We start from the raw sequence: 21,873 nt of genomic DNA on the forward strand, positions 1-21,873 counted from the left end.
CCTTCGGTCTAGCTGTCTGGAAGCGTGAAGCCCGACCGGAGCCGGGCCAGCAGGATGTTGAGGTGGTCGACGTCCGCGTCGGACCAGTCGGCCAGGGCCTTCTCCAGCGCGGTGGTGTGGCGGGTGCCGAGCTCGGTGAGGAGCGTGCGGCCGGCCGGGGTCAGGCGCAGGATCCGGCAGCGGGCGTCGCCGGGGTCGGTGTCGCGGGTGATCCAGCCGCGGTCGGCGGTGTGCGCGACATGCCGGCTGGTCACGGAGATGTCGATGGCCAGGTGCTCGGACAGGCGGCCGAGCCGCATCTCACCGTGGCGGTCGAGCACGGTGAGCACGGCCGCCGAACCGGGCGGGCAGTCGGAGGGCAGGAGACGGGCGAGGTCGCGCTTGACGGCGCCGATGCCGGTGAGCTGTCGGGCCAATTCGGCGTAGCGCGTGGCGGGTGTGGGCGGTGCGGGCGCTGTGGGCGCCGCGGGTGTTGCGGTCACCGGGACCCCCCTCCGAATGTCGTTGCTTCGGGCAACCATAGAAGCAGATGGTTGTTACAGGCAAATGAATCGGAGGCCCGGGCGGTAAAGGAATCGGAAAACCGGCTAGGGTCCTGCGCATGGCTGCGAATCACGACTCGAACCACAACTCACAGGCTCCCGAGGGTGACTACGACCCCGCGGGCAGCACCCAGATGTTCCGGGCGTTCGTCGACGAGCCGGTACCGGCCCCCGCCGTCCCCGGTTCGCGCATGCAGAACCGCGCCGCGCGCAAGTCGGGCGCCGGCGCGGGCCTGTGGATCGGCGTCGGCCTCGCCGCGGTGGTCCTGATCGCCGTGGTGGCCTGGCTGGCGCTCTGACACCCGGTCCGCGCGGCGGCGGCCGTCAGTTCCAGGTGGCCGTGACCCTCTGGGTCTCCACGTGCATGCCCAGGGGGACGCGCCAGGCCTCGACGCAGATCCGGTAGGTCTGCTTCTTCGTCGTGCCGCCCGCGATCGGGGCGGGCAGCGGCTGGGTCGAGTGGATGGTGTTCCAGTCGACGCCGAGGGCGCCGATGATGTGCGTCGCGAAGCTGACCGTGCCCGAACGGGCCGCCGTGCCTCCGGTGTTGGTGAAGGACACCGTGACCTGCTCGCACCAGCGTTCCGCCGTCGCGGTACGGGTCGGCGCGCCGATGCTCAGCTTCGCCGGCGTGGCCGGAGGCGGCGCCGGGGCGGACGGCCCGGGCTTCGGCGGCGGGCTGGACGGGCTCCCGGGCTTACCGCCCGGGGCGGTCGGGAGCGTGGTGCCGGGTGCGGTGGCGGGCGGGTTCCCGGGGCCGCCGGGGGGCGTGGCCGTGCCTCCGCCCGAGGCGGAGCCGGCCGGGGGCCGCGATCCCGGGCCGCCGGGCGGCGTACCGCCGGGGATCCCGCCCGAGGCTCCGCCCGCGACTCCGCCCGAGGCGCCACCCGGAGTGCCGCCGGGCGTGGCGCCCGGGACCTCGGCCGGAATGTCCGCCGAGGTGCTCCCCGACGTGCCGTCGCCGGCCGCGGAGGATCCGGGCGACCCCTGCGGGAGCGGCTGGAACTCGACCCGGGCCCTGGGGGCGACGTTCTCCCCGGCGCCCCGCTCCGGGCCGGGGGCGGCCGCGCCGACGGCCACGTAGCCCTCGCGCGCCGGTCCGCCGCAGCCGGTCAGGGCGGCGGCGGAAGCCGTGGCGCAAAGGGCGAGGACGGCGGCCTGCCGGGATACCTTTCGCATCCCGGCAGTTTTACTGACGTGCCGTCAATTGTGAAGCGGCTGCGGCGGATTGTCCGAGCGCCACCGCGCCCGTTGCTTGCCAGTCCCCCAGCCACATCCCGGTGGGCGCGGGGCCGGCTACTCGCCGATCAGGCCGACGCGGAGCTGCGCGAGCGTGCGCGTCAGCAGCCGGGAGACGTGCATCTGGGAGATGCCGACCTCCTCGCCGATCTGCGACTGGGTCATGTTCGCGAAGAACCGCAGCATGATGATCTGCCGTTCCCGGGGCGGGAGCTTGGCCAGCAGGGGCTTGAGCGACTCGCGGTACTCGACGCCCTCCAGCGCGGTGTCCTCGTACCCGAGCCGGTCCGCGAGCGAACCCTCGCCGCCCTCGTCCTCGGGGGAGGGCGAGTCGAGCGAGGAGGCGGTGTACGCGTTGCCCACGGCGAGGCCGTCGACGACGTCCTCCTCCGAGACCCCGAGCACGGCCGCCAGCTCCGGCACGGTCGGCGAGCGGTCGAGCTTCTGGGCGAGCTCGTCGCTGGCCTTGGTGAGGGCGAGTCGCAGCTCCTGGAGTCGGCGCGGGACGCGCACGGACCATGAGGTGTCCCGGAAGAACCGTTTGATCTCACCCACGACCGTCGGCATGGCGAAGGTCGGGAACTCCACCCCGCGTTCGCAGTCGAACCGGTCGATGGCCTTGATCAGCCCGATCGTGCCGACCTGGACGATGTCCTCCATGGGCTCGTTGCGGCTCCGGAAGCGGGCCGCCGCGTAGCGCACGAGGGGGAGGTTCAGCTCGATCAGGGTGTCGCGCACGTACGTCCGCTCGGGACTGTCCGCGTCGAGGCCTGCGAGCCGCTTGAAGAGGGAGCGGGAGAGGGTGCGGGTGTCGATCCGGGTGTCGATGGCTTCCGAGCGGTGGGACACTGCCGGCACTTCACGCTGCTTGACGAGCGTGAGCACCTGTGAGCTGCCCTGGTCTACGGACATGCCACCCCCTTGAGGTCGCGGACGGTTCGCGCTTCATCTGCGCGCCCGTCGGAGGAACGCAGCCTCCACCTGAATACCGGAGGCGGGGCTGCGGCAAACGCGGTTCCAGCAGAATGTCACATGTCGGCAACACGCTGTAGCGCCATGTCGACAAGTATCTCCAGCGACAGAACACGTTAGGCCTGCTCTAGGGCGGGAATCTGCTGGTGTGTCAGGAAAAGTGGAGAATGATCTCCACTCGATCCGGTTAGGCCTCGATCCTGTTTGCGGATCTCAGCCGGGCGAAGCTCCGCGCGAGGAGTCGGGAGACGTGCATCTGGGAGACGCCGAGCTCGGCGCTGATCTGCGACTGGGTCAGATTGTTGTAGTACCGCAGGAGCAGGATCCGCTGCTCGCGCTCGGGCAGCTGTACGAGCAGGTGGCGGACCAGGTCGCGGTGTTCCACGCCGGCCAGCTCGGGGTCCTCGTAGCCGAGCCGGTCGAGCAGGCCGGGGAGCCCGTCGCCCTCCTGGGCGGCCTCCAGGGAGGTCGCGTGGTAACTGCGGCCGGCCTCGATGCAGGAGAGCACCTCGTCCTCGCCGATGCGCAGCCGCTCGGCGATCTCGGGGGTGGTCGGGGTGCGGCCGTGCAGGGTGGTGAGGTCCTCGGTGGCTGCGTTGACCTGCACCCACAGCTCGTGGAGCCGGCGCGGGACGTGGACGGTGCGGACGTTGTCGCGGAAGTACCGCTTGATCTCGCCCACGACGGTCGGCATGGCGAAGGTCGGGAACTGCACCCCGCGCTCGGGGTCGAACCGGTCGATCGCGTTGATCAGCCCGATCGTGCCGACCTGGATCACGTCCTCCATCGGCTCGTTGCGGCTGCGGAAGCGGGCGGCCGCGTACCGGACGAGCGGGATGTTGGCCTCGATGAGGGCCCCGCGGACCCGTGAGTGTTCGCTGGTGCCCGGCTGCAGATCCTTCAGCTGCCCGAACAGGACCTGCGTGAGGGCCCGGGTGTCGGCGCCCCGGCTCTGCGGCCTGGGGGCGACCGGAGGCTCCTCGGGAGCCTCCTGCTGGGGCGGTACGTGGGACTCCTGCGGCTGGGGCTGCGGGGACACCTGTGGCTGGCCCTGCGGGGACACCTGCGGGGACACCTGTGGCTGGCCCTGCGGGGACACCTGCGCGGAGGCCCGGTGCGGGGCGGCCTGTGCGGAGTCCCCGTGGGGTTCGCGGGGCTGCTCCTGCTGGGGCGGCACCTCGGGCGCAGTACTGGCCGGCACGGTCACGCCACCCCTTCACTTCACGTCATCAACTCATCCGTCAAAAGCGGTCATAGCATCACAAGACATGTGCACTGTGTGCAAGCACCGCATATCGCCGTGTTGAGGGTGAGTTGGGCGTAACGGTGCATTTTGCCCCGCGTGTGGGAACGCGAAAAGCCCCCCACCCGTCGGAGTGGGGGGCCGGGAAGTCCGGAAACCGCTTCAGCGTACGGGTTTAGCGCACCAGTTCGGTCATGAACTCGCCGATCGCCGTTGCGGCATCCGAGATTCCCTGGAAGCCTATTTGCACCATATCGGCGGCTTTTTTGGGCTGAGTGATGATGACGAAGAGGGCGAAGACGACAAGGGCGCCCGAGATCAGCTTCTTGGTTTCCACGTGCGCTGTCGGCCTCCCCAACCGGTCCTGCAAGGTCCGGAGAGTCTAGCCCGTCGTGTTCGAACACTCACCCGGCCTTTAGGGACCAATGGCCTGGCGACGCAGGCCCTTTGCCGGTGTGCCGGAGGCCCCGGAAGGCGCAGGATTGGAGACAAGCCCACCGGTTCTGGCAGGAAATCGGTGAGCGAGGGACAGGACCTCACTGCGGGGTCCGAGCCGCAAGCTTCCCCCCTGACTGCGGCTTGGACTGGCAGGTTCCGTCCTCATCGGGGGAAGTGGCTTGTCCCCCCGATGCCACTTCCCCCGTCCCAACCGTTGAAGGTCCCGACTCAGGTCGGGGCCTTCCTCGCGTTCTCGGTCTTCTCGGTCTTCTCGGCGTCCTTGGGGACTCCGCGCGGCTACTCCAGCCCGCCGGCCAGGTCGGCGATCGGCTGGACCGGGGCGATCACGGGCGCGAGCTGGTTCGGCAGCTCCATCAGCTGGTTGAGCTGGTTCAGGCCGCCGCTGACCTGTCCGCCGATCTCCTGCACCGAGGACGGGCTCGCCCCCTCGGGCATGCCCTGCGGCGCCGGCAGGTCAGGAAGGGTGAGCGGGGCGACCGGGGCGGCGGAGGCGGCGGGAGCCGCGAGGCCCGCGGCGGCCCCCGCGAGGGCGATGGCGGCGAGGATGCGCTGGGTCTTGGTCATGCCGTGACAACGGCCCAGGGCGCGGGCGGTCACGCGAATGTCCCTCGGACGCCGAAAGCCCCGCACCCTACGGAAGCCACGCACCCGCCGGAAGCCCCCCGGAAGCCACCCCCGGAAGCCACCCACCCCCGGAAGCCCGGGGAACGCCGAAAGCCCCGACCCTTGCGGGGCGGGGCTTTCGATCAGAGCGGTAGCGGTGGGATTTGAACCCACGGATAGCTTGCACCATCACACGCTTTCGAGGCGTGCTCCTTCGGCCGCTCGGACACGCTACCGAGAGAGAGCTTAGCCCAAGGAGACCCGTGCTCTGAAATCGATACGCGCGAAAGCGCTCAGAGGTCGCGGAAGAAGTCCGTGAGCTGCCGCGCGCACTCCCCCGCTAGCACGCCCGCGATCACCTCGGGTCGGTGGTTGAGCCGGCGGTCCCGTACGAGGTCCCACAGTGATCCGGCGGCGCCCGCCTTCTCGTCGGCCGCCCCGTAGACGACCCGGGCCACCCGCGACTGCACGAGGGCGCCCGCGCACATCACGCACGGCTCCAGGGTCACCACGAGGGTGCACCCCGGGAGCCGCCATTCCCCGAGGGCGGTGGCCGCGCGGCGCAGCGCCAGTACCTCGGCGTGTGCCGTCGGGTCTCCGGTCGCCTCCCGCTCGTTGTGCCCGGTGGCGAGGAGCGTGCCGTCCGGGCCGAGCACCACGGCGCCGACCGGCACGTCGCCGGCCGGCACCGCCCGGGCGGCCTCCCGGAGCGCCAGGCGCATGGAGTCCTGCCACGGGTCCCGTACGGGATCGGGCGTGTACGGGGTGGGCCGCGGGGTGTGGTGGTGCGCGGGGATCACTAGCGGACGGCCTCCAGGACCTCGGTGGCGCCGAGCGAATCGGCGATCTCCGAGAGGGCGTCCCCGTCCAGGGTCATCAGTTGTTTGTGGCTCACCCCGAGGTCGTCGAGCAGCCGGGGGTCGCCGAGCGGGCCGGCGGGTGCCGGTTCGGCGCCGGCCCGTACGTCGTGGCCGTCGTCCGCGTCAGCGTCGTCCTCCTCGTTTCTCTCGGCGGATCCGCCGTCCGAATAAGAGGTGATGACCTCGCCCTCGCCGTCCTCGGTGCCGTCGAGGTCCAGCTCGTCGAGTTCGTCGTCCTCGTCGTCCTTGCCCAGCAGCTCGTCGGTCAGCATCGAGCCGTAGGAGCTGCGGGAGGCGGCGGAGGCGTTGGACACGTAGTAGCGCGGGTCCTCCTCGCCGTCCACCCGGACGACCCCGAACCAGGTGTCCTCCTGTTCGATGAGGGCTACCACCGTGTCGTCGTCGACAGAGGCGGAGCGGGCGAGATCGATCAGATCACTCAGAGACTCGACATCGTCGAGTTCCATGTCGCTCGCTTCCCACCCGTCTTCGGTGCGCGCGAGCAGTGCGGCGAAATACACCGTGACTCTCCCACTGGTCATAGGCGTGCCGGTTGGAGTTCCCCCGGCCGGAGGTGGGTGGGGGTGGAACGGTCGCCGTGCTCACCGTTTCGTACCCCGCCCAGTCGGCATCGTGGCAGAAACCGAGCCATTGCGAGAGGTCTTCCGCGCCGTGGCGCTGGCCGCGCGTGTTGTACGGGGCCTCGCGCCGGGGGCGGGACGGCGGCCGGGCGGGGGCCTGGCGGGGGCCTCGCGGCAGCTGGGAGGGACTCCGCCGGGGCCGTGGGGAGGGCGCACGAACGGGAGGTCGGCAGGGCTCACCAGCGGAAGGTGCGCATGCGCATCTGCTGGCGCATGCGGGCGGCGCGGGCGCGCCTGGGCTGGACCCGGTCGCGCAGTTCCCGGGCCTCGTGCAGGTCACGGAGGAACTGCGCGCGCCGTGCTCTGCGCTGCGCCGTCGTCTCCAGTGGCTCGTGATCGTCTTCGGGCATGGGTCACCGCCCCTGGCTGGTCCGGTCCGGTCCGTCCCCCCGAACCCCCACCTTCCCCCGGACCAGCCGTTTGATGCCACCTTCCGCCACGACCCGGCAGGAATTCGGTCGGATTCCGACAAACCCGGCTACGCGGACTCCTCGGTCGACGCGGGAGACGCCGGGGCCGCCGGGGCCGCCGGGGCTTCCGGCGACTCCGGCGACTCCGCCAGCGTCGGGACGATCGCCACCGGCCCGTGCGCGTGCTGCAGCACGGCGTTCGCGACCGAGCCCATCATCAGGGACCGGATGTGCCGGCGCGGGTGGTGGCGGCCCACGACGATCAGCGCCGCCGAGTTCGAGGTGGCGACGAGGCGCCCGGCCGCGTCCCCGGGCACCGCGGCCTGCTCGACGGGCACGTCCGGGTACTTCGCCCGGAACGGGGCCAGCCGCTCCGTCTGGGAGCGGAGCATCTCCCGCTCGGCCGGCACCGCGTTCTCGTCCTCCCCCACCAGCGCCTCCGGCGGGATCACCGCGAACGGGCTGTCGATCACCATCGTCGGCGACGGCGGGATGCTGTACGCCGAGACCACCTGGAGCGTGGTGCCCCGCGCGGCGGCCTCCGTGAACGCGAAGTCCAGTACGTTGTCGGGCGTCTCCGCGGCGTGCAGTCCCAGCACGACCCGCCCGGCCGAGGCCTGGGGGGCCGCGTCCGCTCCGCGCCCCTCGTGCGCGACCACGACCACGGGGCAGCCGGCGCTGGTGGCCACGGCGCGGCTGTTCGAGCCGAGGAGCAGTGCGGCGAAGCCGCCGCGGCCCCGGGAGCCCATCACCAGCATCCGGGCGCCCTCCCCGATGTCCCGCAGGGCCTCCGGGACGGAGCCCTCCAAGGACGCGTAGCGGACTTCGGACGGCAGTTCGCCCCCGGTGGCGAGGTGGGCCCGTATACGCACGCTGACGGGGTCCTCGGCCTCCTCGGGCTCGGTGCGGTCCTGTAGCGAGGAACGGCGTGCCGCGTACAGCTGGACGCTGTCGGGCAGCACGTGGGCGACGACGAGCCCGGTGCCGTGGCGCACTGCCGCAGCCCTTGCCCACTCCAAGGCCTTGAGGCTGTGTTCGGATCCGTCTACGGCGGCGATCACCATTGCGTGGGTCATCAGTCCAGCGTGCTGGGGGTCCGGGCGGGTCGCATCTCCAGCGCTTTCCGGGCGTGGCCGCCGCTTCGGGCGCGAAGGGGCGGGCACAGCGCGTAGCCTTTTGGGTGTGGGTCGCGTGTTTGCGGCCGTTTTCGCAGGTAGCGGCGTCGCGGGTCGCGGCTTTTGCTGCGGCAGTCAAGTCTTGGAGGATGTTGTGCGTTTGCAGGTCGTGGATCACCCCTTGGTGGCGCACAAACTCACCACTCTGCGCGACAAGCGCACCGACTCCGCCACCTTCCGGCGGCTCGCCGACGAGCTGGTGACCCTGCTCGCGTACGAGGCCACCCGGGACGTGCGCACCGAGCAGGCCGACATCGTCACCCCGGTCGGTCCGACCACCGGCGTGAAGCTCTCCCACCCGCGGCCGCTGGTCGTACCGATCCTGCGCGCCGGTCTCGGCATGCTCGACGGCATGGTGCGGCTGCTGCCGACCGCCGAGGTCGGCTTCCTCGGCATGGTCCGCAACGAGGAGACCCTGGAGGCCTCCACGTACGCGACGCGCATGCCGGAGGACCTCTCGGGCCGCCAGGTCTACGTGGTGGACCCGATGCTCGCCACCGGCGGCACGCTCGTCGCGGCGATCAAGGAGCTCATCAAGCGCGGTGCGGACGACGTGACCGCGGTCGTGCTGCTGGCCGCGCCGGAGGGCGTCGAGATCATGGAGCGCGAGCTGGCCGGCACGCCGGTGACGGTGGTGACGGCCGCGGTGGACGAGCGGCTCAACGAGCAGGGCTACATCGTGCCGGGGCTGGGCGACGCGGGCGACCGCATGTACGGCTCGGCGGAGTAGCGGCGCGGCCTCGATGAAGCCCGGCTTCCCCCTGGGGGAAGCCGGGCTTCTTCATGCGGTCAGCAGAGGCAGCGGGTCAGCACTTCTTGGCGGGCGCGGGCTGGGGGTTGGCCAGGGCGGCGAGGGCCTTGTCGGCGTCGGCCTTGGGCGTGAGCGCCTGGAAGGCGTCGCCCAGGATCAGGTCGATGTCCGCGGTCTCGCGGGTGTCGGTCTGCTGGGTGGCGCCGGCGAGGTTGGTGCCGAGGACGGAGAAGGCGGCCTTGTCCGTCTGCGGCGAGCCGACCAGTATCCCGGCGCCCGGGACCTTCTTGTCGAAGTCGGCGGGGGCGTTGCCGACCTTGCCGATGGCGAAGCCGCGGCTCTTGAGCTCATCGCCCACGGCCTTGGCGAGGCCCGCGCGCGGGGTCGCGTTGTAGACGTTGACCGTGATGCCGCCGGGCGGCGGGAGCACGACCCGCGGCGCGGCCGAGGCCGGTGCGGCGGAGGCGGCGGAGCCCGCCTTGGGGGCGGGGGTGGCGCAGTCCTTGGCCGCGGCGGCGGTCTTGCGTTTGTCCGCGTCACCGCCGAACACGTCGATGAGCTGCACGGCCCCGTAAGCGATCAGGGCGAGCCCGATGATCGATCCGAGCACCACGAGGACGATCCGGCGGCGGCGTCGAGGGCGGGTCATGCGGGGGTAAGCCGCTCCCGTGACCTTGTACTTTCCGCCCATGCCAGGGGGAGTGAGCATGCTCATGTGCGCAGCGTAATGCCGACCGCTGCCGATGCCCACCGAATCATCTGTTGATAGGGCAAGGCTGACCCGAAAGGCGCAACCGGGACCTATCCGACACCCGGACGGGGTGGGTCAGCCCAGTTCGAGGACGCGCGCGTGCAGGACCTGGCGCTGCTGGAGCGCGGCGCGGACGGCGCGGTGCAGGCCGTCCTCCAGGTACAGGTCGCCCTGCCACTTCACGACGTGGGCGAAGAGATCCCCGTAGAAGGTCGAATCCTCGGCGAGCAGCGTTTCGAGGTCGAGCTGGCCCTTGGTGGTCACAAGCTGGTCGAGCCGGACCGGGCGCGGGGCGACATCCGCCCACTGACGGGTGGTTTCCCTGCCGTGGTCGGGGTACGGCCGCCTATTTCCGATGCGCTTGAAGATCACACGGAAAGCCTACCGGGCAGGGGCCTGCGGGCGCAGCCTTGCTATGACGGTGCAAAGGTGGCGAACAGTGCTATTTCGGGAGTGATATATGAGCCAGAGCACCGACCCCGCGTCCCCCGCCGCATCCCCCGGCGCATCACCCGCCACGTCCCCCGCCGTGTCCCCCGCCGGCCAGATCGCCGCGGGGTACGCCTTCACCGGACCCGCGCTCGATCTGGGGGCCCTGCTCTGGGACGGGGCCTGCCTGCCGGAGCACCAGATCCGCATCCCGCTGGCGATGCTCAACCGGCACGGACTGGTCGCGGGCGCCACCGGAACCGGCAAGACCAAGACGTTGCAGCTCATCGCCGAGCAGTTGTCGGCCAACGGCGTTCCGGTCTTCCTCGCGGACATCAAGGGCGATGTCTCGGGGATCTCCGCGCCCGGCGCGGCCAACGAGAAGATCGGGGAACGCGCCAAGGACGTGGCCCAGGAATGGGAGGGCGCCGGATTCCCCAGCGAGTTCTATTCGCTGGGCGGGATCGGCCCCGGAATCCCGCTCCGGTCCACCGTGACGAGCTTCGGCCCGGTCCTGATGTCCAAGGTGCTCCAGCTCAACCAGACGCAGGAGCAGTCGCTGGGGCTGATCTTCCACTACGCCGATACCAAGGGCCTGGAGCTGATCGACCTCAAGGACCTGCGGGCCGTCGTGGCCTTCCTCGTCTCGGACCAGGGGAAGGCCGAGCTCAAGGGCATCGGCGGACTCTCCACGGTGACCGCCGGAGTGATCCTGCGGGCGCTCACCGCCTTCGAACAGCAGGGGGCCGCGGAATTCTTCGGCGAACCCGAATTCGACACCAGTGAATTCCTCCGGACGGCGGCGGACGGGCGCGGCCTGGTCTCCGTACTGGAGCTCCCGGCGGTGCAGGACAAACCGCAGCTCTTCTCCACTTTCCTGATGTGGCTGCTGGCGGACCTGTACACCGACCTTCCGGAGGTCGGCGATCTGGAGAAGCCCAAGCTGGTCTTCTTCTTCGACGAGGCGCACCTGCTGTTCAACGGGGCGTCCAAGGCCTTCCTCGAAGCCATCACGCAGACGGTCCGGCTGATCCGTTCCAAGGGCGTCGGCGTCTTCTTCGTCACCCAGACCCCCAAGGACGTGCCGGCCGACGTGCTGGCGCAGCTCGGCAACCGGGTGCAGCACGCGCTGCGCGCCTTCACCCCGGACGACGCGAAGGCGCTGAAGGCGACGGTGAAGACCTTCCCGAACTCCGCCTACGACCTGGAGGAGCTGCTGACCCAGCTGGGGACGGGCGAGGCGGTGATCACGGTGCTCAGCGAGAACGGCGCGCCGACCCCGGTGGCGGCGACCCGGCTGCGCGCCCCCCAGTCGCTGATGGGGCCGATCGACGCGGCCGCGCTGGACCGGGCGGTGAAGTCCTCGCTGCTCTACTCGCGCTACGCGGAGCCCGTCGACCGGGAATCGGCGTACGAGAAGATCAGCGCCGAGCAGGCGGCGGCGGAGGCGCAAGCCGAGGCGGCGGCGGCCGCGGCGGAGGCCGAGAAGCAGGCGAAGGCGGCCGCGAAGGCCGCTCCGAAGCCGGATCCCTCGCTGGCGGAACAGGTGGTGGGCAGCGGGCTCTTCCGCTCCCTGGCCAGGTCGATCGGTACGCAACTGGGCCGCGAGATCTCCCGGTCCATCTTCGGCACGGCCAGGCGGCGTCGCTGACACCGCACGCGGGAACGCGTACCTGAGGCCCCGTCCGGCCTGCGAGACTCGGAGCATGCGGACCGAACTCACCGATACGACATCCAGCAAGGTCAACCGGGCCCTGCTCGACGCGCGACGGGCCGTCGGGAGTCCCACGATGGGGCTCGTGCTCAACCTCCTCGTCGCCACGGACGAGGAGAACGCCTACGACGCCGTCCGCGCGGCCTCCGAGGCCTCGCGCGAGCACCCCTGCCGGATCATCGCGGTGATCCGGCGCACCGCGCGCGGCTCGCACCGGCTGCGGCAGAACCGGCTCGACGCCGAGCTGCGGGTCGGCGCCGACGCCGGGTCCGGGGAGATCGTGCTGCTCCGGCTGCACGGGACGCTCACCGAGCACGCGGGCTCCGTGGTGCTCCCGCTGCTGGTGCCGGACGCGCCCGTGGTGGCCTGGTGGCCCGCCGACGCCCCGGACGCGCCCGCCCGGGACCCGCTGGGCGCGCTCGCGCAGCGCCGGATCACGGACGCCGAGGCGGCCCCCGACCCGGTCGCCGCCCTCGACGCCCGGTCCGGCACCTACGCGCCCGGGGACACCGATCTGGCCTGGACCCGGCTCACCCCCTGGCGCTCGCTCCTGGCCGCCGCCCTGGACCAGAAGCCGCTCCCGGTGACGGGCGCGGCGGTGGAGAGCGAGCCCGGCAACGCGAGCTCCGAGCTGCTGGCCCGCTGGCTCGAGGACCGGCTCAGCGTGCCCGTGGAGCGGGTGGCGACCGGGGGCCCGGTCATCACCCGGGTCCGGCTGACGACCTCCGCCGGGGAGATCCGCGTGGACCGCCCGGACGGGGTCCTGGCCACCCTGCTCCTGCCGGGCAGCCCCGACCGCAAGGTCGCGCTGAAGATCCGCAGCAGCGCCGAGCTGATAGCGGAGGAACTGCGAAGGCTCGACGCCGACGAGATCTACGCTTCGGCGCTGCGCTTCAGGCGGCCGGCCCAGGCGTCGCTCTCCGCGTAGTGGTTGTCGTAGACGGGCTGGCTGTCGGTGATGTCCTGCACCGTGGCCTCGCCCGCCCGGACCCGGCCGAGCAGCCGGTAGTAGTCGAAGCGGCCCATGCCGGGGGTGAAGCCGACGAAGACCTCGGCGGTGGCGCCCGCGGCCGGGGCGAAGGCGTGCTTCACGCCGGGGGGCACGGTGAGGAAGTCGCCCTTGGTCAGGGTGTGTATCTCGTCGCCGAGCAGGACGTCGAGGGTGCCGTCCGTGACGTGGAAGAACTCGGTCGCCTTGGTGTGGAAGTGCACCGGGGCACCCGCGGCGCCGACCTCGAAGGTGGCCGTGTTGCAGGTGAGTTCGGCCGTGTCCGTGAGCAGCGTGATCAGGCTGCCGGGTCCGTCGGAGATGATCTCGGCAGTGGCGGCGCGGGTCAGGTTCTCAGTCATGGTCACGAGCTTAGGGGCGGGGTCTGACAACGGCCGGGGTACTCGTCCGAACGGTCAATTCCGCTTGCCGGCACCGCTGGTGGCCGCTTTCCCGGTCGTCGTGGCGGCCGTCGTGGCCGCCGTGGCCGTCGTAGTGGCCGCCGCCGTGGCGGCCTTCGCAGCAGCCTTCGCCTCCTGCTTGTGCGCCCGTACCTTGGCCAGCGATTCCGGGCCGGTGATGTCGGCCGCCGACCGGTAGACGTTCGCCGGCCCGTACCCACCGGCCGCCTCGCGCCAGCCGCGCGGCCGCACCCCGAACCGCTTGCCGAGCAGCGCCAGGAAGATCTGCGCCTTCTGCTCCCCGAAGCCGGGCAGCGCCCGCAGCCGGGCCAGCAGCTCGGCGCCGGTCCCCGCGTCGGCCCACACCGCCGCCGCGTCCCCTCCGTAGTGCTCCACCAGGTACGCGCACAGCTGCTGCACCCGCTTCGCCATCGCGCCCGGGTAGCGGTGCACGGCCGGCTTCTCGGAGAGCAGCGCGGCGAAGGCCTCCGGGTCGTGGGCGGCGATCGCGTGCGCGTCCAGGTCGTCGGAGCCCAGGCGCCGGGCGATCGTGTAGGGCCCCGAGAACGCCCATTCCATGGGCACCTGCTGGTCCAGCAGCATCCCGACCAGCGCGGCGAGCGGGCTGCGCCCGAGCAGCTCGTCGGCCTCCGGCTGCTGGGCGAGACGGATGGTGACGCTCTTGTTCTTGTCGTCCTTGTTCTTGTCGTCCATGGCTCCAGGGTCCCGCGCGGAGGCGCTCCCCGCGCGATTGTCGGACCCCCCGCCTAGCGTGAGTACCGAGACGGGTCACGTCGTACACGACACGGGAGTCGATCGATCATGGCTGAGTTCACGGAAGGCGCGCCCTGCTGGCTGGACGCGATGTTCTCCGACCTGGAGGGCGCGAAGGCCTTCTACGGCGATGTGCTGGGCTGGACCTTCGGGGAGTCCAGCAGCGAGTACGGGAACTACACGCAGGCCTACTCCGACGGCAAGGCCGTCGCGGCCGTGGTGCCGCCGATGCCGGGGGCGGAGGGCCAGTCGCAGTGGTGTCTCTACCTCGCCTCGCCCGACGCGACGGCCACGGCGGCGAAGATCAAGGAGGCCGGCGGCGAGGTCCTGATGGAGCCGATGCAGGTCGGCTCCTTCGGCACGATGGCCATCGCGAAGGAGCCCAGCGGCGCCGTCTTCGGCGTCTGGCAGCCGGGTGACCACAAGGGCTTCGAGAAGACCGGCGAGCCGGGCGCGTACTGCTGGGCCGAGTTCTTCTCGCGCGACGTGGCCAAGCCGGACGCGTTCCTCCCGCGGGTCTTTCCGTACGGGACCCAGCAGATGGACCTCGGTGACGACCCCGAGGCGGCCGGCATGGACTTCAAGGTCTTCAGCCTGGGCGGCCCCGAGAACCCGGTGCTGGGCCGGATGAACATGGGCACCGACTTCCCGCCGGAGATCCCCTCGTACATCCAGGTCTACTTCGCCGTCCCGGACTGCGACGAGGCGGTCGCGAAGACCCGGGCCCACGGCGGCAAGCTGCACTTCGGCCCGATGGACAGCCCCTTTGGGCGCTTCGCGGCGGTGGCGGACCCGCAGGGCGCGGCGTTCGCCGTGATCGACGTGGCGAAGACGGTCGGCGAGATGCCGAAGTTCGGCTGACCCTACGGGCCCAGGATCGGCGGCGACAGCGCGCCGAACCACACGTGCGTGACCGCGCTGACGTAGCGCGCCCCGCACCGGTCCGAGGGGACCACCAGCTGCGCACCCGTCCCGTCGAGGTCCTCGCCGTCGAGCCGGGTAGCCAGCAGCACCGGGCTCGCGCCGAAGTCGGCGTCCAACTCGGCCCAGGACAGCATCGAATGGTGTCCGTCCCCGCCGGTCACGGCGAGCAGGAACCGCGAACGGTCCTTGCGGCGGCGGGCGTCGAAGGCCGGGCCGGCGTCCGAGACGACCTCGCGGAGCAACGGGCCCTCGAACACGTGGTGCTGCGGCCCGTTCGTCGCGCAGTCGAACGTGACCGCGGCGCGGTGCTGTGCCCAGTCCCGAAGGTCCGCGACGCTGAGCTTCGCCGGGTGGTCCAGGTCTCCGTGCAGCATGAGTGTGGCCATGGCTCAGTCATGCCCGGCGCGATGCTGCCCGGAACCTCATCTGCAAGGTTGGTGCCATGATATGAGCCGCAACTGTGTAAGTGTTGGTCGTATCTGCCTGGCAGATCGCGTGAACTTCAGGATCGGCCCCCGCCCCCCGCTTCGTGGATCCTCTGCCAGACCACGTCCCGGGTTACCGGGAGCTCCGTGAAGCGGATTCCCGTCGCGTCGCGCAGCGCGTTGGCGAAGGCGGGGGCCACCGGGTTGAAGGGGCTCTCGGACATGGACTTGGCGCCGAGGGGGCCGATCGCGTCGGAGGTCTCCATGAAGTGGACCTCGGTGCGCGGGACATCGGCGTACTGCGGGAGGCGGTAGCGGCGGAAGGCGGCCGTGGTGACCTCCCCGCGCTCGTCCACCCGTACGGTCTCGAAGAGGGTGGCGCCGAGGGCCTGGGCGACGCCGCCCTCGACCTGGCCGCGGCACTGCATCGGGTTCATGACCTTGCCCGCGTCGGCGGCGTGGACGCTGCGCAGGATCTTCATCTCGCCGGTGTCCGGGTCGACGGCGATCCGGAACCACTGGGCGTTGAAGGCCACTGATCGCGGGGAGCCGCCCCAGTGGCCGTCGGCCGTGATCTCCTCCAGCCGGCCCTTGTCGTACGCGGCCTCGTAGAGCTCCTTGAGGGTGACGACCCGGCCCGCGCAGTCGAAGGACTCCGCGGACAGCCTGCACAGGTGCCGGGCCACGCCCGTGTGCCGGGCGGCGAAGGTTTTGAGGCGCTCCGCGAGGGAGTCGGCGGCCAGCATGACCGCCTTGCCCGCCACCACCGTGCCGGCCGAGCCGAAGGCGCCGGTGTCGTGGCGGACCACGTCCGTGTCCGACTGACGGACGGTGATCCGGTCGACCGTGGTGTTCAGCGCACCGGCGGTGATCTGCTGGTGGACGGTGGTGGTGCCGTTGCCGAACTCGGCCGTGCCCACGGCGATGTCGTACGTCCCGTCCCGCAGCAGGCTGATCCGGGCGTCGGCGTAGTGGCCGCCGGGCGGGCCGGTCGCGATCATCGCGACGGCCGTGCCCGTGCCGGTGAGCCAGCCTTCGGGGACGTCCTCGTGGCTGCGGTCCTCGGCGATGGCCTTGCGGACGACGTCCATGCACTGCTTCATGCCGTACGAGGCGATGAAGAGGTCCTCCTCGTGGCCGATGGGTGTCACCATGGGGTCGCCGGGGCCGATGACGTTCTTCTCGCGCAGTTCGAGCGGGTCCATGCCGAGCCGGATGGCGAGCTCGTCCATGACCGATTCGAGGGCGAAGAGGACCTGGCCCAGGCCGTAGCCGCGGAAGGCGCCCGCGGGTACGCCGTTGGTGTAGACGGAGTACGCCTCCACCTCCTTGTTCGGCGCCTTGTACACCGCGAAGGACTCGCCGACGCTGTGGAACATGACGGCCGGGCCGTGGTTCCCGTAGGCGCCGGTGTTCGAGACGACCCGGATGCGCAGTGCGGTGAGGGTGCCGTCCTTCTTGGCGCCGATCTTGATGGTGATCTTGAAGGGGTGGCGGGTGGTGGCACCGTAGAACTGCTCGGCCCGGGTGAATTCGAGTTTCACTGGGCGCCGCAGTTTGAGGGCGGCGAGGACCACGATGTCCTCGGTCAGCATTTCCTGCTTGCCGCCGAACCCGCCGCCCACGCGGCCCGCGACGACGCGGACCTCGTCCTCGTTCAGGCCGTAGAGGGCGCACAGCGCCCGCCGGGTCAGGAACGGCGCCTGGGTGGAGGAACGGACGGTGATGCGTTCGCCCGGGGAACCGTCCTCCTTGGGCTCGAAGTACGCGACGCTGCCGTGGGTCTCCAGGCTGGCGTGCTGCACGCGCTGGGTCTGGAAGGTTTCCTCGTGGACGACGTCCGCCTCCGCGTAGCCCTTCTCCATGTCGCCGAGGGTGTGGTGGACCTCGCCGCACACGTTGTTCTCGGCGCGGAAGATTCCCGACTCGGGCCCCTTGGGGTGGATGACGGGCGCGCCGGGCAGCATCGCCTCCTCCGGGTCGATGACGTACGGGAGTTCCTCGTAGGTGACCACCACGCGGCGGCAGCCCTCCTCGGCGGCCTGTTCGGAGTCGGCGACGACGGCCGCGACGCGCTGGCCGACGAAGCGGACCACGTCGTCCAGGACCCGGGTGTCCATCGGGTCCTCGGTCGGGTGCTCGTGGCGGGCGCTCGAGTACAGGTGGTCGGGGGCGTCGTGGTGGGTGAGGACCGCGTGCACGCCGGGGACCTGGAGGGCGTCGGTGGTGTCGATGGAGACGATCCGGGCGTGCGGGTGCGGGGAGCGCAGCAGCTTCATGTGGAGCAGCCCGGGGACGGTGACGTCGAAGGTGTAGCGAGCCGTGCCCGTGACCACCTGCGGGCCGGCCGGAGCGCCGAGGGACTTGCCGACGGCCTGGCCCGCCTCGGGGGTTTCGGCATGCTGCACGCCGCGTACGGCGTCCTCGATGGCGCGATAGCCCGTACAGCGGCAGATGTTGCCCTTGAAGGCGCGCGGGAGGTCCTCCAGCTTGCCGTCGTCGTGGGCGGTGCCCCGTTCGGCCTGGAGGGCGGCGGTGGTCATCAGGAACCCGGCGGTGCAGAAGCCGCACTGGAAGCCCTGGGCGTCGAGGAACTGCTGCTGGACGGGGTGGAGCTCGCCGCCGGGCGAGCACAGTCCCTCGACGGTGGTGACCGAGCGCCCCTCGGCGCGGACGGCCGGGTAGAGGCAGCTGTGGACGGGCTGCCCGTCGACGTGGACCGTGCAGGCGCCGCAGTCGCCCTGGTCGCAGCCCTTCTTCACGCCGAACCAGCCGCGCTCGCGGAGGTAGGTGCGCAGGCACTGGCCGGCGCGGGGCTCCTCGGTGAAACGCTGCTCGTTGATGTCGATCTCGTAGCTGCTGCTACTGCTGCTGCTACTACTGCTACTACTGCTACTACTACTGCTCATCGCGGTTCCTCCGGAGCGTCTGCGCCCGTCAGTTCTCGGCGGACCTCCTCGGCCAGGCGCAGGCCCATGTGGCGCCGCCAGGCGGGCAGGCCGTGGATGTCGTCGTACCACTCGTCGGGCCGGACGGTGTCGTCGATCGCCCGGCGCAGCTCGGCCGCCGTGGGCGGCAGCGCGAACCAGAAGCGGAAGGGGCGGGTGGTCGCGGCCGACACCGTGACGGCGAGCGAGCCGTCCTGGGGGTCGTGGGCGCCGATGACGAGGGCGCCGGAGCGGCCGAGACCGTAGAGGGAGGCCTGCCGGAAGGCCGTACGGGAGTCCAGGGCGCGGGCGGGCAGCCGCACCGAGCGCAGCAGCTCGCCGTCGCGCAGGTCCTTGACGCCGGCTCCGCGGACGAAGTCGGTGACGGGCAGGCGCCGGGTGGCGCCGTCTTGGCCCTGGAGGAGGACGGTGCCGTCGAGGGCGGCGGTGAGGGAGATCATCGGGCCGGCGGGGAGGCCGTTGCAGAGGTTGCCGCCGAAGGTCGCCATGTTCCAGATCTTGAAGCTGGCGAGGGAGGCCCGGCAGCACTGTTCGAAGAGCGGCGCGGCCGTGGCGGGCAGGGTCCGGCCGAAGCGGGACAGCTCGGTGATGGTGCAGGTGGCGGCGATGTCGAGGGAGCCGTCGGGCTGCCGGGACAGCGGGGGCCAGCCCATCCGGGAGAGGTCGACGAGACGGCGGATGTGGGGCTGGGGCTCGGAGAAGAGGTACGTTCCGCCGCCGAGCCAGGCGTCACCCGGACGCCAGGGTTCGCGGCGGCGTGCGTCCCGTACGTCGAGCACCGTGTTGAGGTCCATTTCCCGCCATCCTTTCCGTCGTCGGCTCGGCTCCCTCAGTGAAACAACGGGCCAGGCGCCGGGACGACTGGTCCCCGGCACGGAAAAGCACCAGGACCGACGGGGTCTCCCTGGTGAATCATCCAAGAGGCTATTCGCAGACTTGCCCTTGCATTTACCATGGCCACCCTCATATTCGCCTCGCGATTGTGGGCTGCCGCCCGCCGCAAGGAGTCCCCGCCATGCACGTCCTCGACCTACTCCAGTCCGACAATCTCGGCCTCACCCTGCTGTGGGGCGAGCAGTCCCTTCTCGGCCAGGAGGTCAGCGGGGTGACCGCCACCGACCTGGAGGACCCGGGCCGGTTCCTGGGTCCCGGAGAGCTCGTGCTCAGCGGCCTCGTGTGGTGGCGTCCGGGGGCGTCGGCCGCCGCCAGGACCGACCGCTTCGTCGCCGCCCTCGCCGACGCCGGGGCCCGGGCCCTGCTGGCCGGCGAGGAGACCCACGGAGGGGTGCCGGAGGAGCTCGTCGCCGCCTGCCGGGCCCACCGGATGCCGCTGGTGGCGGTCCCCGCGCAGACCAGCTTCCGGGCCGTCACCGAAGCGGTGTACCTGCGCCAGTGGGGCGACCTCAGCAGGCGCCCCACCCGGCACTTCGCGCTGCCCGAGAACGTGCGCGGCGAGCTCAGCCGGCTCCTGGAGGGCGGGGCCGGGCCGGCGGAGCTGCTGGACCGGGCGTGCGCGCACCTGGGCCGGCTGCCCTGCTACCTGCTGACCGCGAGCGGCCGCACGGTGGCCCGTACCCCGTCGGCGCCCGCGATCCCGGCGCGGCGGGCCGCCTCCGCCGCGAAGGGCGGGGTCTCGTTGGGGATCGAGAGCGAGAGCTCCCCGTACGACGCCTGGCTGCTGCACGTCCCGGACGCGGACGCGGCGCCGCCCCGGGTGCTCCACGAGATCGCCGAGGTGTTCGCGCAGTACCGCGACGGGACGGCCCGCCGGGCGGCCGCGCGCCGGGCCGCCGCGGGGGACCTGCTCGCCCTGGTGGCGGCCGAGGCCGAGCCGGACCTCCTCGTCGCCGCCCTCCAGACGGCCGGACTGCCCGCGGGTGGCCCGTACCGCGTGGTGACGGCGACCGACGGGGACGCGCTGGCGGAGGCGCTGGGGCACCTGGAGGGCGCCCGGTGGGCGGCGGGCCCGGGCGGGGCGGTGCTGTACGAGGGCCCGGCCGATGCGGCGGCCGCGGGCGGTGCGGGCGGCGTGGGCGGCGCGGGCGGCGCGGGCGGTGCGGGCGACGCGCGCGACGCCGCCGGGTCGGCCGCTGCCGGTCTCGCCGACCGGCTGCGCGCGGTATGGCCGCTGCTCCAGGCGTGCGCCGAACCGGGGACCGACCTGCGGCTCGGCGTGGGCGCGCGGACGGCTTCGGCCGAGGGGCTACGCGCGTCACTGTGCCAGGCGCGCTTCGCGCTGACGGCGGCGGACGCGGAGGTCGCGGTCCGCGGGGTCGAGCAGCTGGACACCCTGGCCGAACTGCTGTCGGGGGTGCCGCCGGAGGTCCGGGGGGTGTTCGGGGCGCGAACGCTGGGCGCGCTCGGCGACGGGATGCTGAGGGAGACCCTGGAGGTGTTCCTCGCGAACAACTGCTCGTGGACGCGTACGGCGGAGGCACTGCACCTGCACGTGAACACGGTCCACTACCGGATCGAGCGCGTGGAGTCCCTGACCGGCCGCGACCTGTCCCGCCTCGACCACAAGCTGGACCTGTACGCGGCGCTGCGCTGCTAGCCCGCGCCCGCGCCCTCTGCCCGCCCCCGGACCCGGGTGCGGGCAGAAGAGGTGGTCCGAACAGGAGCAAAACTCTCCTCACGGGACGAAGAGGTCAATGGGCGTAGCGTCGTAGGAGCGACCGGAAAAGCGAAGGAAGGGTGCCGCCGATGTCCGTCCCGTCCGTCCCGTCCGCCCAGCCCGAACCGCTCACGCCTCCCACCCCGCCCGCGCTCCCCCTCCTCGTCGGGTTCGACGGTTCGCCCCGGAGCATCACCGCCGCGCGGTGGGCCGCCCGCGAGGCCCTGGCCGCCGGGGCGCCGCTCCGGCTGCTCCACGTGGGCCGGGCCTGGCCGGCCGTCCAGCCGATCTCCGTGGAGTTCCAGCCCGTGCTCGGCGCGAGCGAGCACGTGGCGAGGACCGCGCTGGCGGCCCTCGCCGAGGAACTCCGGACCAACCACCGGGGCCTGACCGTAGAGACGGCCACCGCCGAGGGCGGGCCCGGCAACGAGATCCCGCGGGCGGCCGCCCAGGCGGACGCCGGGCTGATCGTGCTCGGTGCGAGCGGCGAGGACCGCCACCCGCTGCCGCAGCTCGGCTCCACCGCGCTGCACGTCGCGGGGCGCGCCGGGATCCCGGTCGTCCTGGTACGGGAGCCCGCCGTGCGCGCACCGCACGGAGGCGGGGTCGTCGTCGGGGTGGACCCGGCGGGCGACCACGGCGCGGTGCTCGACTTCGCGTACGCCTGGGCGGCGCGGCACGCCCTCCCGCTGCGCGCGGTGCGCGCGGCGGGGAGCGGCCCGGTGGACCCGGAGCCGCTCGAAGCGGCGGTGGCCGCGGCCGGCGCGCGCTACCCGCGGGTCCGGGCCGAGTGCGTGACCCTCCCCGGCGACCCCGCGGAGCTCCTGCTCGCCGAGGCCGCCGAGGCCGACCTCCTGGTCGTGGGCCGCCGCCACCACCGCCCCCTCCACGGCATGGGCCCCACGGACCACGCGGTGGCCCACCACGCCCACTGCCCGGTGGCCCTGATCCCCCACGACTAGCCGGCGGTTCGCGCCCCGTCGAGGCGGTCCGCCGTCCTACCGCACCTG

The 21,873-nt window shown here is 72.0% G+C and carries 24 protein-coding genes and 1 tRNA gene; 7 read left to right on the forward strand and 18 right to left on the reverse strand.

The window, feature by feature from the left end:
- Positions 1-8: 8 nt before the first annotated feature.
- The gene (locus ACIQV3_RS11645) at positions 9-482 is read right to left on the reverse strand and encodes a MarR family winged helix-turn-helix transcriptional regulator (RefSeq protein WP_403712148.1); all 474 of its coding nucleotides are present in this window, start codon (positions 480-482) and stop codon (positions 9-11) included.
- 119 nt (positions 483-601) lie between these two features.
- Between ACIQV3_RS11645 and ACIQV3_RS11650 the strand changes: the two genes are divergently transcribed.
- Complete coding sequence (locus tag ACIQV3_RS11650) at positions 602-841, forward strand: hypothetical protein (RefSeq protein ID WP_403712150.1); 240 nt, start codon at positions 602-604, stop codon at positions 839-841.
- Positions 842-866: 25 nt separating this feature from the next.
- Here the strand turns inward: ACIQV3_RS11650 and ACIQV3_RS11655 are convergent, their stop codons facing one another.
- The 10 genes from ACIQV3_RS11655 to ACIQV3_RS11700 all read right to left on the reverse strand — a co-directional run bounded on the left by ACIQV3_RS11655 (position 867) and on the right by ACIQV3_RS11700 (position 8,045).
- Positions 867-1,721: a hypothetical protein gene (locus ACIQV3_RS11655; RefSeq protein ID WP_403712152.1), complete on the reverse strand. Its 855-nt coding sequence runs from the start codon at positions 1,719-1,721 to the stop codon at positions 867-869.
- Positions 1,722-1,838: 117 nt separating this feature from the next.
- Complete coding sequence (locus ACIQV3_RS11660) at positions 1,839-2,693, reverse strand: RNA polymerase sigma factor SigF (protein WP_243341827.1); 855 nt, start codon at positions 2,691-2,693, stop codon at positions 1,839-1,841.
- A gap of 247 nt (positions 2,694-2,940) precedes the next feature.
- Positions 2,941-3,792: an RNA polymerase sigma factor SigF gene (locus ACIQV3_RS11665; RefSeq protein WP_403712311.1), complete on the reverse strand. Its 852-nt coding sequence runs from the start codon at positions 3,790-3,792 to the stop codon at positions 2,941-2,943.
- A 379-nt stretch (positions 3,793-4,171) separates the two neighbouring features.
- Positions 4,172-4,333 carry a hypothetical protein gene (locus ACIQV3_RS11670; protein ID WP_403712154.1) on the reverse strand — a complete coding sequence of 54 codons (162 nt, stop codon included), beginning with the start codon at positions 4,331-4,333 and terminating at the stop codon, positions 4,172-4,174.
- A gap of 398 nt (positions 4,334-4,731) precedes the next feature.
- Positions 4,732-5,052 carry a hypothetical protein gene (locus ACIQV3_RS11675; RefSeq protein ID WP_403712156.1) on the reverse strand — a complete coding sequence of 107 codons (321 nt, stop codon included), beginning with the start codon at positions 5,050-5,052 and terminating at the stop codon, positions 4,732-4,734.
- Between the two features lie 155 nt (positions 5,053-5,207).
- Positions 5,208-5,294: transfer RNA gene (locus ACIQV3_RS11680), tRNA-Ser, on the reverse strand.
- Between the two features lie 57 nt (positions 5,295-5,351).
- The gene (gene tadA, locus ACIQV3_RS11685) at positions 5,352-5,780 is read right to left on the reverse strand and encodes a tRNA adenosine(34) deaminase TadA (RefSeq protein ID WP_327309360.1); all 429 of its coding nucleotides are present in this window, start codon (positions 5,778-5,780) and stop codon (positions 5,352-5,354) included.
- 77 nt (positions 5,781-5,857) lie between these two features.
- Entirely contained in the window at positions 5,858-6,439 is a 582-nt protein-coding gene (locus tag ACIQV3_RS11690; protein ID WP_403712312.1) for a hypothetical protein, read from the reverse strand.
- A 296-nt stretch (positions 6,440-6,735) separates the two neighbouring features.
- Positions 6,736-6,909, reverse strand: a complete 174-nt coding sequence (locus ACIQV3_RS11695; RefSeq protein WP_254381952.1) for a hypothetical protein — start codon at positions 6,907-6,909, stop codon at positions 6,736-6,738.
- 128 nt (positions 6,910-7,037) lie between these two features.
- Positions 7,038-8,045: a universal stress protein gene (locus ACIQV3_RS11700; RefSeq protein ID WP_403712158.1), complete on the reverse strand. Its 1,008-nt coding sequence runs from the start codon at positions 8,043-8,045 to the stop codon at positions 7,038-7,040.
- A 193-nt stretch (positions 8,046-8,238) separates the two neighbouring features.
- Between ACIQV3_RS11700 and upp the strand changes: the two genes are divergently transcribed.
- A complete protein-coding gene (upp, locus tag ACIQV3_RS11705) occupies positions 8,239-8,874 on the forward strand; it encodes a uracil phosphoribosyltransferase (RefSeq protein ID WP_403712160.1) in 636 nt (211 codons plus the stop codon).
- 76 nt (positions 8,875-8,950) lie between these two features.
- Here the strand turns inward: upp and ACIQV3_RS11710 are convergent, their stop codons facing one another.
- Entirely contained in the window at positions 8,951-9,610 is a 660-nt protein-coding gene (locus ACIQV3_RS11710) for a LytR C-terminal domain-containing protein (RefSeq protein ID WP_403712162.1), read from the reverse strand.
- Positions 9,611-9,721: 111 nt separating this feature from the next.
- Entirely contained in the window at positions 9,722-10,018 is a 297-nt protein-coding gene (locus ACIQV3_RS11715; protein WP_112446725.1) for a type II toxin-antitoxin system VapB family antitoxin, read from the reverse strand.
- Between the two features lie 88 nt (positions 10,019-10,106).
- On the opposite strand from ACIQV3_RS11715, the gene ACIQV3_RS11720 reads away from it, so the two are divergent.
- Together ACIQV3_RS11720 and opcA are read left to right on the forward strand one after the other, a co-directional pair.
- Positions 10,107-11,726, forward strand: a complete 1,620-nt coding sequence (locus tag ACIQV3_RS11720; RefSeq protein ID WP_403712164.1) for a helicase HerA-like domain-containing protein — start codon at positions 10,107-10,109, stop codon at positions 11,724-11,726.
- A gap of 55 nt (positions 11,727-11,781) precedes the next feature.
- Positions 11,782-12,717, forward strand: a complete 936-nt coding sequence (opcA, locus tag ACIQV3_RS11725) for a glucose-6-phosphate dehydrogenase assembly protein OpcA (RefSeq protein ID WP_403712166.1) — start codon at positions 11,782-11,784, stop codon at positions 12,715-12,717.
- Here opcA and ACIQV3_RS11730 read toward each other — a convergent pair.
- Positions 12,663-13,139, reverse strand: coding sequence for a cupin domain-containing protein (locus ACIQV3_RS11730; RefSeq protein WP_403712168.1), 477 nt, complete (start codon positions 13,137-13,139; stop codon positions 12,663-12,665). The genes opcA and ACIQV3_RS11730 overlap by 55 nt on opposite strands.
- Before the next feature lie 54 nt (positions 13,140-13,193).
- A complete protein-coding gene (locus tag ACIQV3_RS11735) occupies positions 13,194-13,892 on the reverse strand; it encodes an HhH-GPD-type base excision DNA repair protein (RefSeq protein ID WP_403712170.1) in 699 nt (232 codons plus the stop codon).
- A gap of 108 nt (positions 13,893-14,000) precedes the next feature.
- Between ACIQV3_RS11735 and ACIQV3_RS11740 the strand changes: the two genes are divergently transcribed.
- Positions 14,001-14,813 (forward strand): VOC family protein, encoded by an 813-nt coding sequence (locus ACIQV3_RS11740; protein WP_403712172.1) that lies wholly within the window; start codon positions 14,001-14,003, stop codon positions 14,811-14,813.
- 2 nt (positions 14,814-14,815) lie between these two features.
- Here the strand turns inward: ACIQV3_RS11740 and ACIQV3_RS11745 are convergent, their stop codons facing one another.
- From ACIQV3_RS11745 to ACIQV3_RS11755, 3 genes are all read right to left on the reverse strand, one after another.
- Positions 14,816-15,262, reverse strand: a complete 447-nt coding sequence (locus tag ACIQV3_RS11745) for a molybdopterin-dependent oxidoreductase (protein ID WP_403712174.1) — start codon at positions 15,260-15,262, stop codon at positions 14,816-14,818.
- 116 nt (positions 15,263-15,378) lie between these two features.
- Complete coding sequence (locus ACIQV3_RS11750) at positions 15,379-18,210, reverse strand: molybdopterin-dependent oxidoreductase (protein WP_403712176.1); 2,832 nt, start codon at positions 18,208-18,210, stop codon at positions 15,379-15,381.
- A complete protein-coding gene (locus ACIQV3_RS11755) occupies positions 18,207-19,043 on the reverse strand; it encodes an FAD binding domain-containing protein (protein ID WP_403712178.1) in 837 nt (278 codons plus the stop codon). Before ACIQV3_RS11755 ends, ACIQV3_RS11750 begins: the two co-directional genes overlap by 4 nt.
- 221 nt (positions 19,044-19,264) lie before the next feature.
- Here ACIQV3_RS11755 and ACIQV3_RS11760 point away from each other — a divergent pair, with 221 nt between their 5' ends.
- Together ACIQV3_RS11760 and ACIQV3_RS11765 are read left to right on the forward strand one after the other, a co-directional pair.
- The gene (locus ACIQV3_RS11760; RefSeq protein ID WP_403712180.1) at positions 19,265-20,803 is read left to right on the forward strand and encodes a helix-turn-helix domain-containing protein; all 1,539 of its coding nucleotides are present in this window, start codon (positions 19,265-19,267) and stop codon (positions 20,801-20,803) included.
- 149 nt (positions 20,804-20,952) lie between these two features.
- Positions 20,953-21,825 carry a universal stress protein gene (locus tag ACIQV3_RS11765; protein ID WP_403712182.1) on the forward strand — a complete coding sequence of 291 codons (873 nt, stop codon included), beginning with the start codon at positions 20,953-20,955 and terminating at the stop codon, positions 21,823-21,825.
- Positions 21,826-21,873 lie beyond the last annotated feature (48 nt).

This window comes from Streptomyces sp. NPDC099050 (assembly GCF_044759865.1).
GTDB lineage: Bacteria > Actinomycetota > Actinomycetes > Streptomycetales > Streptomycetaceae > Streptomyces.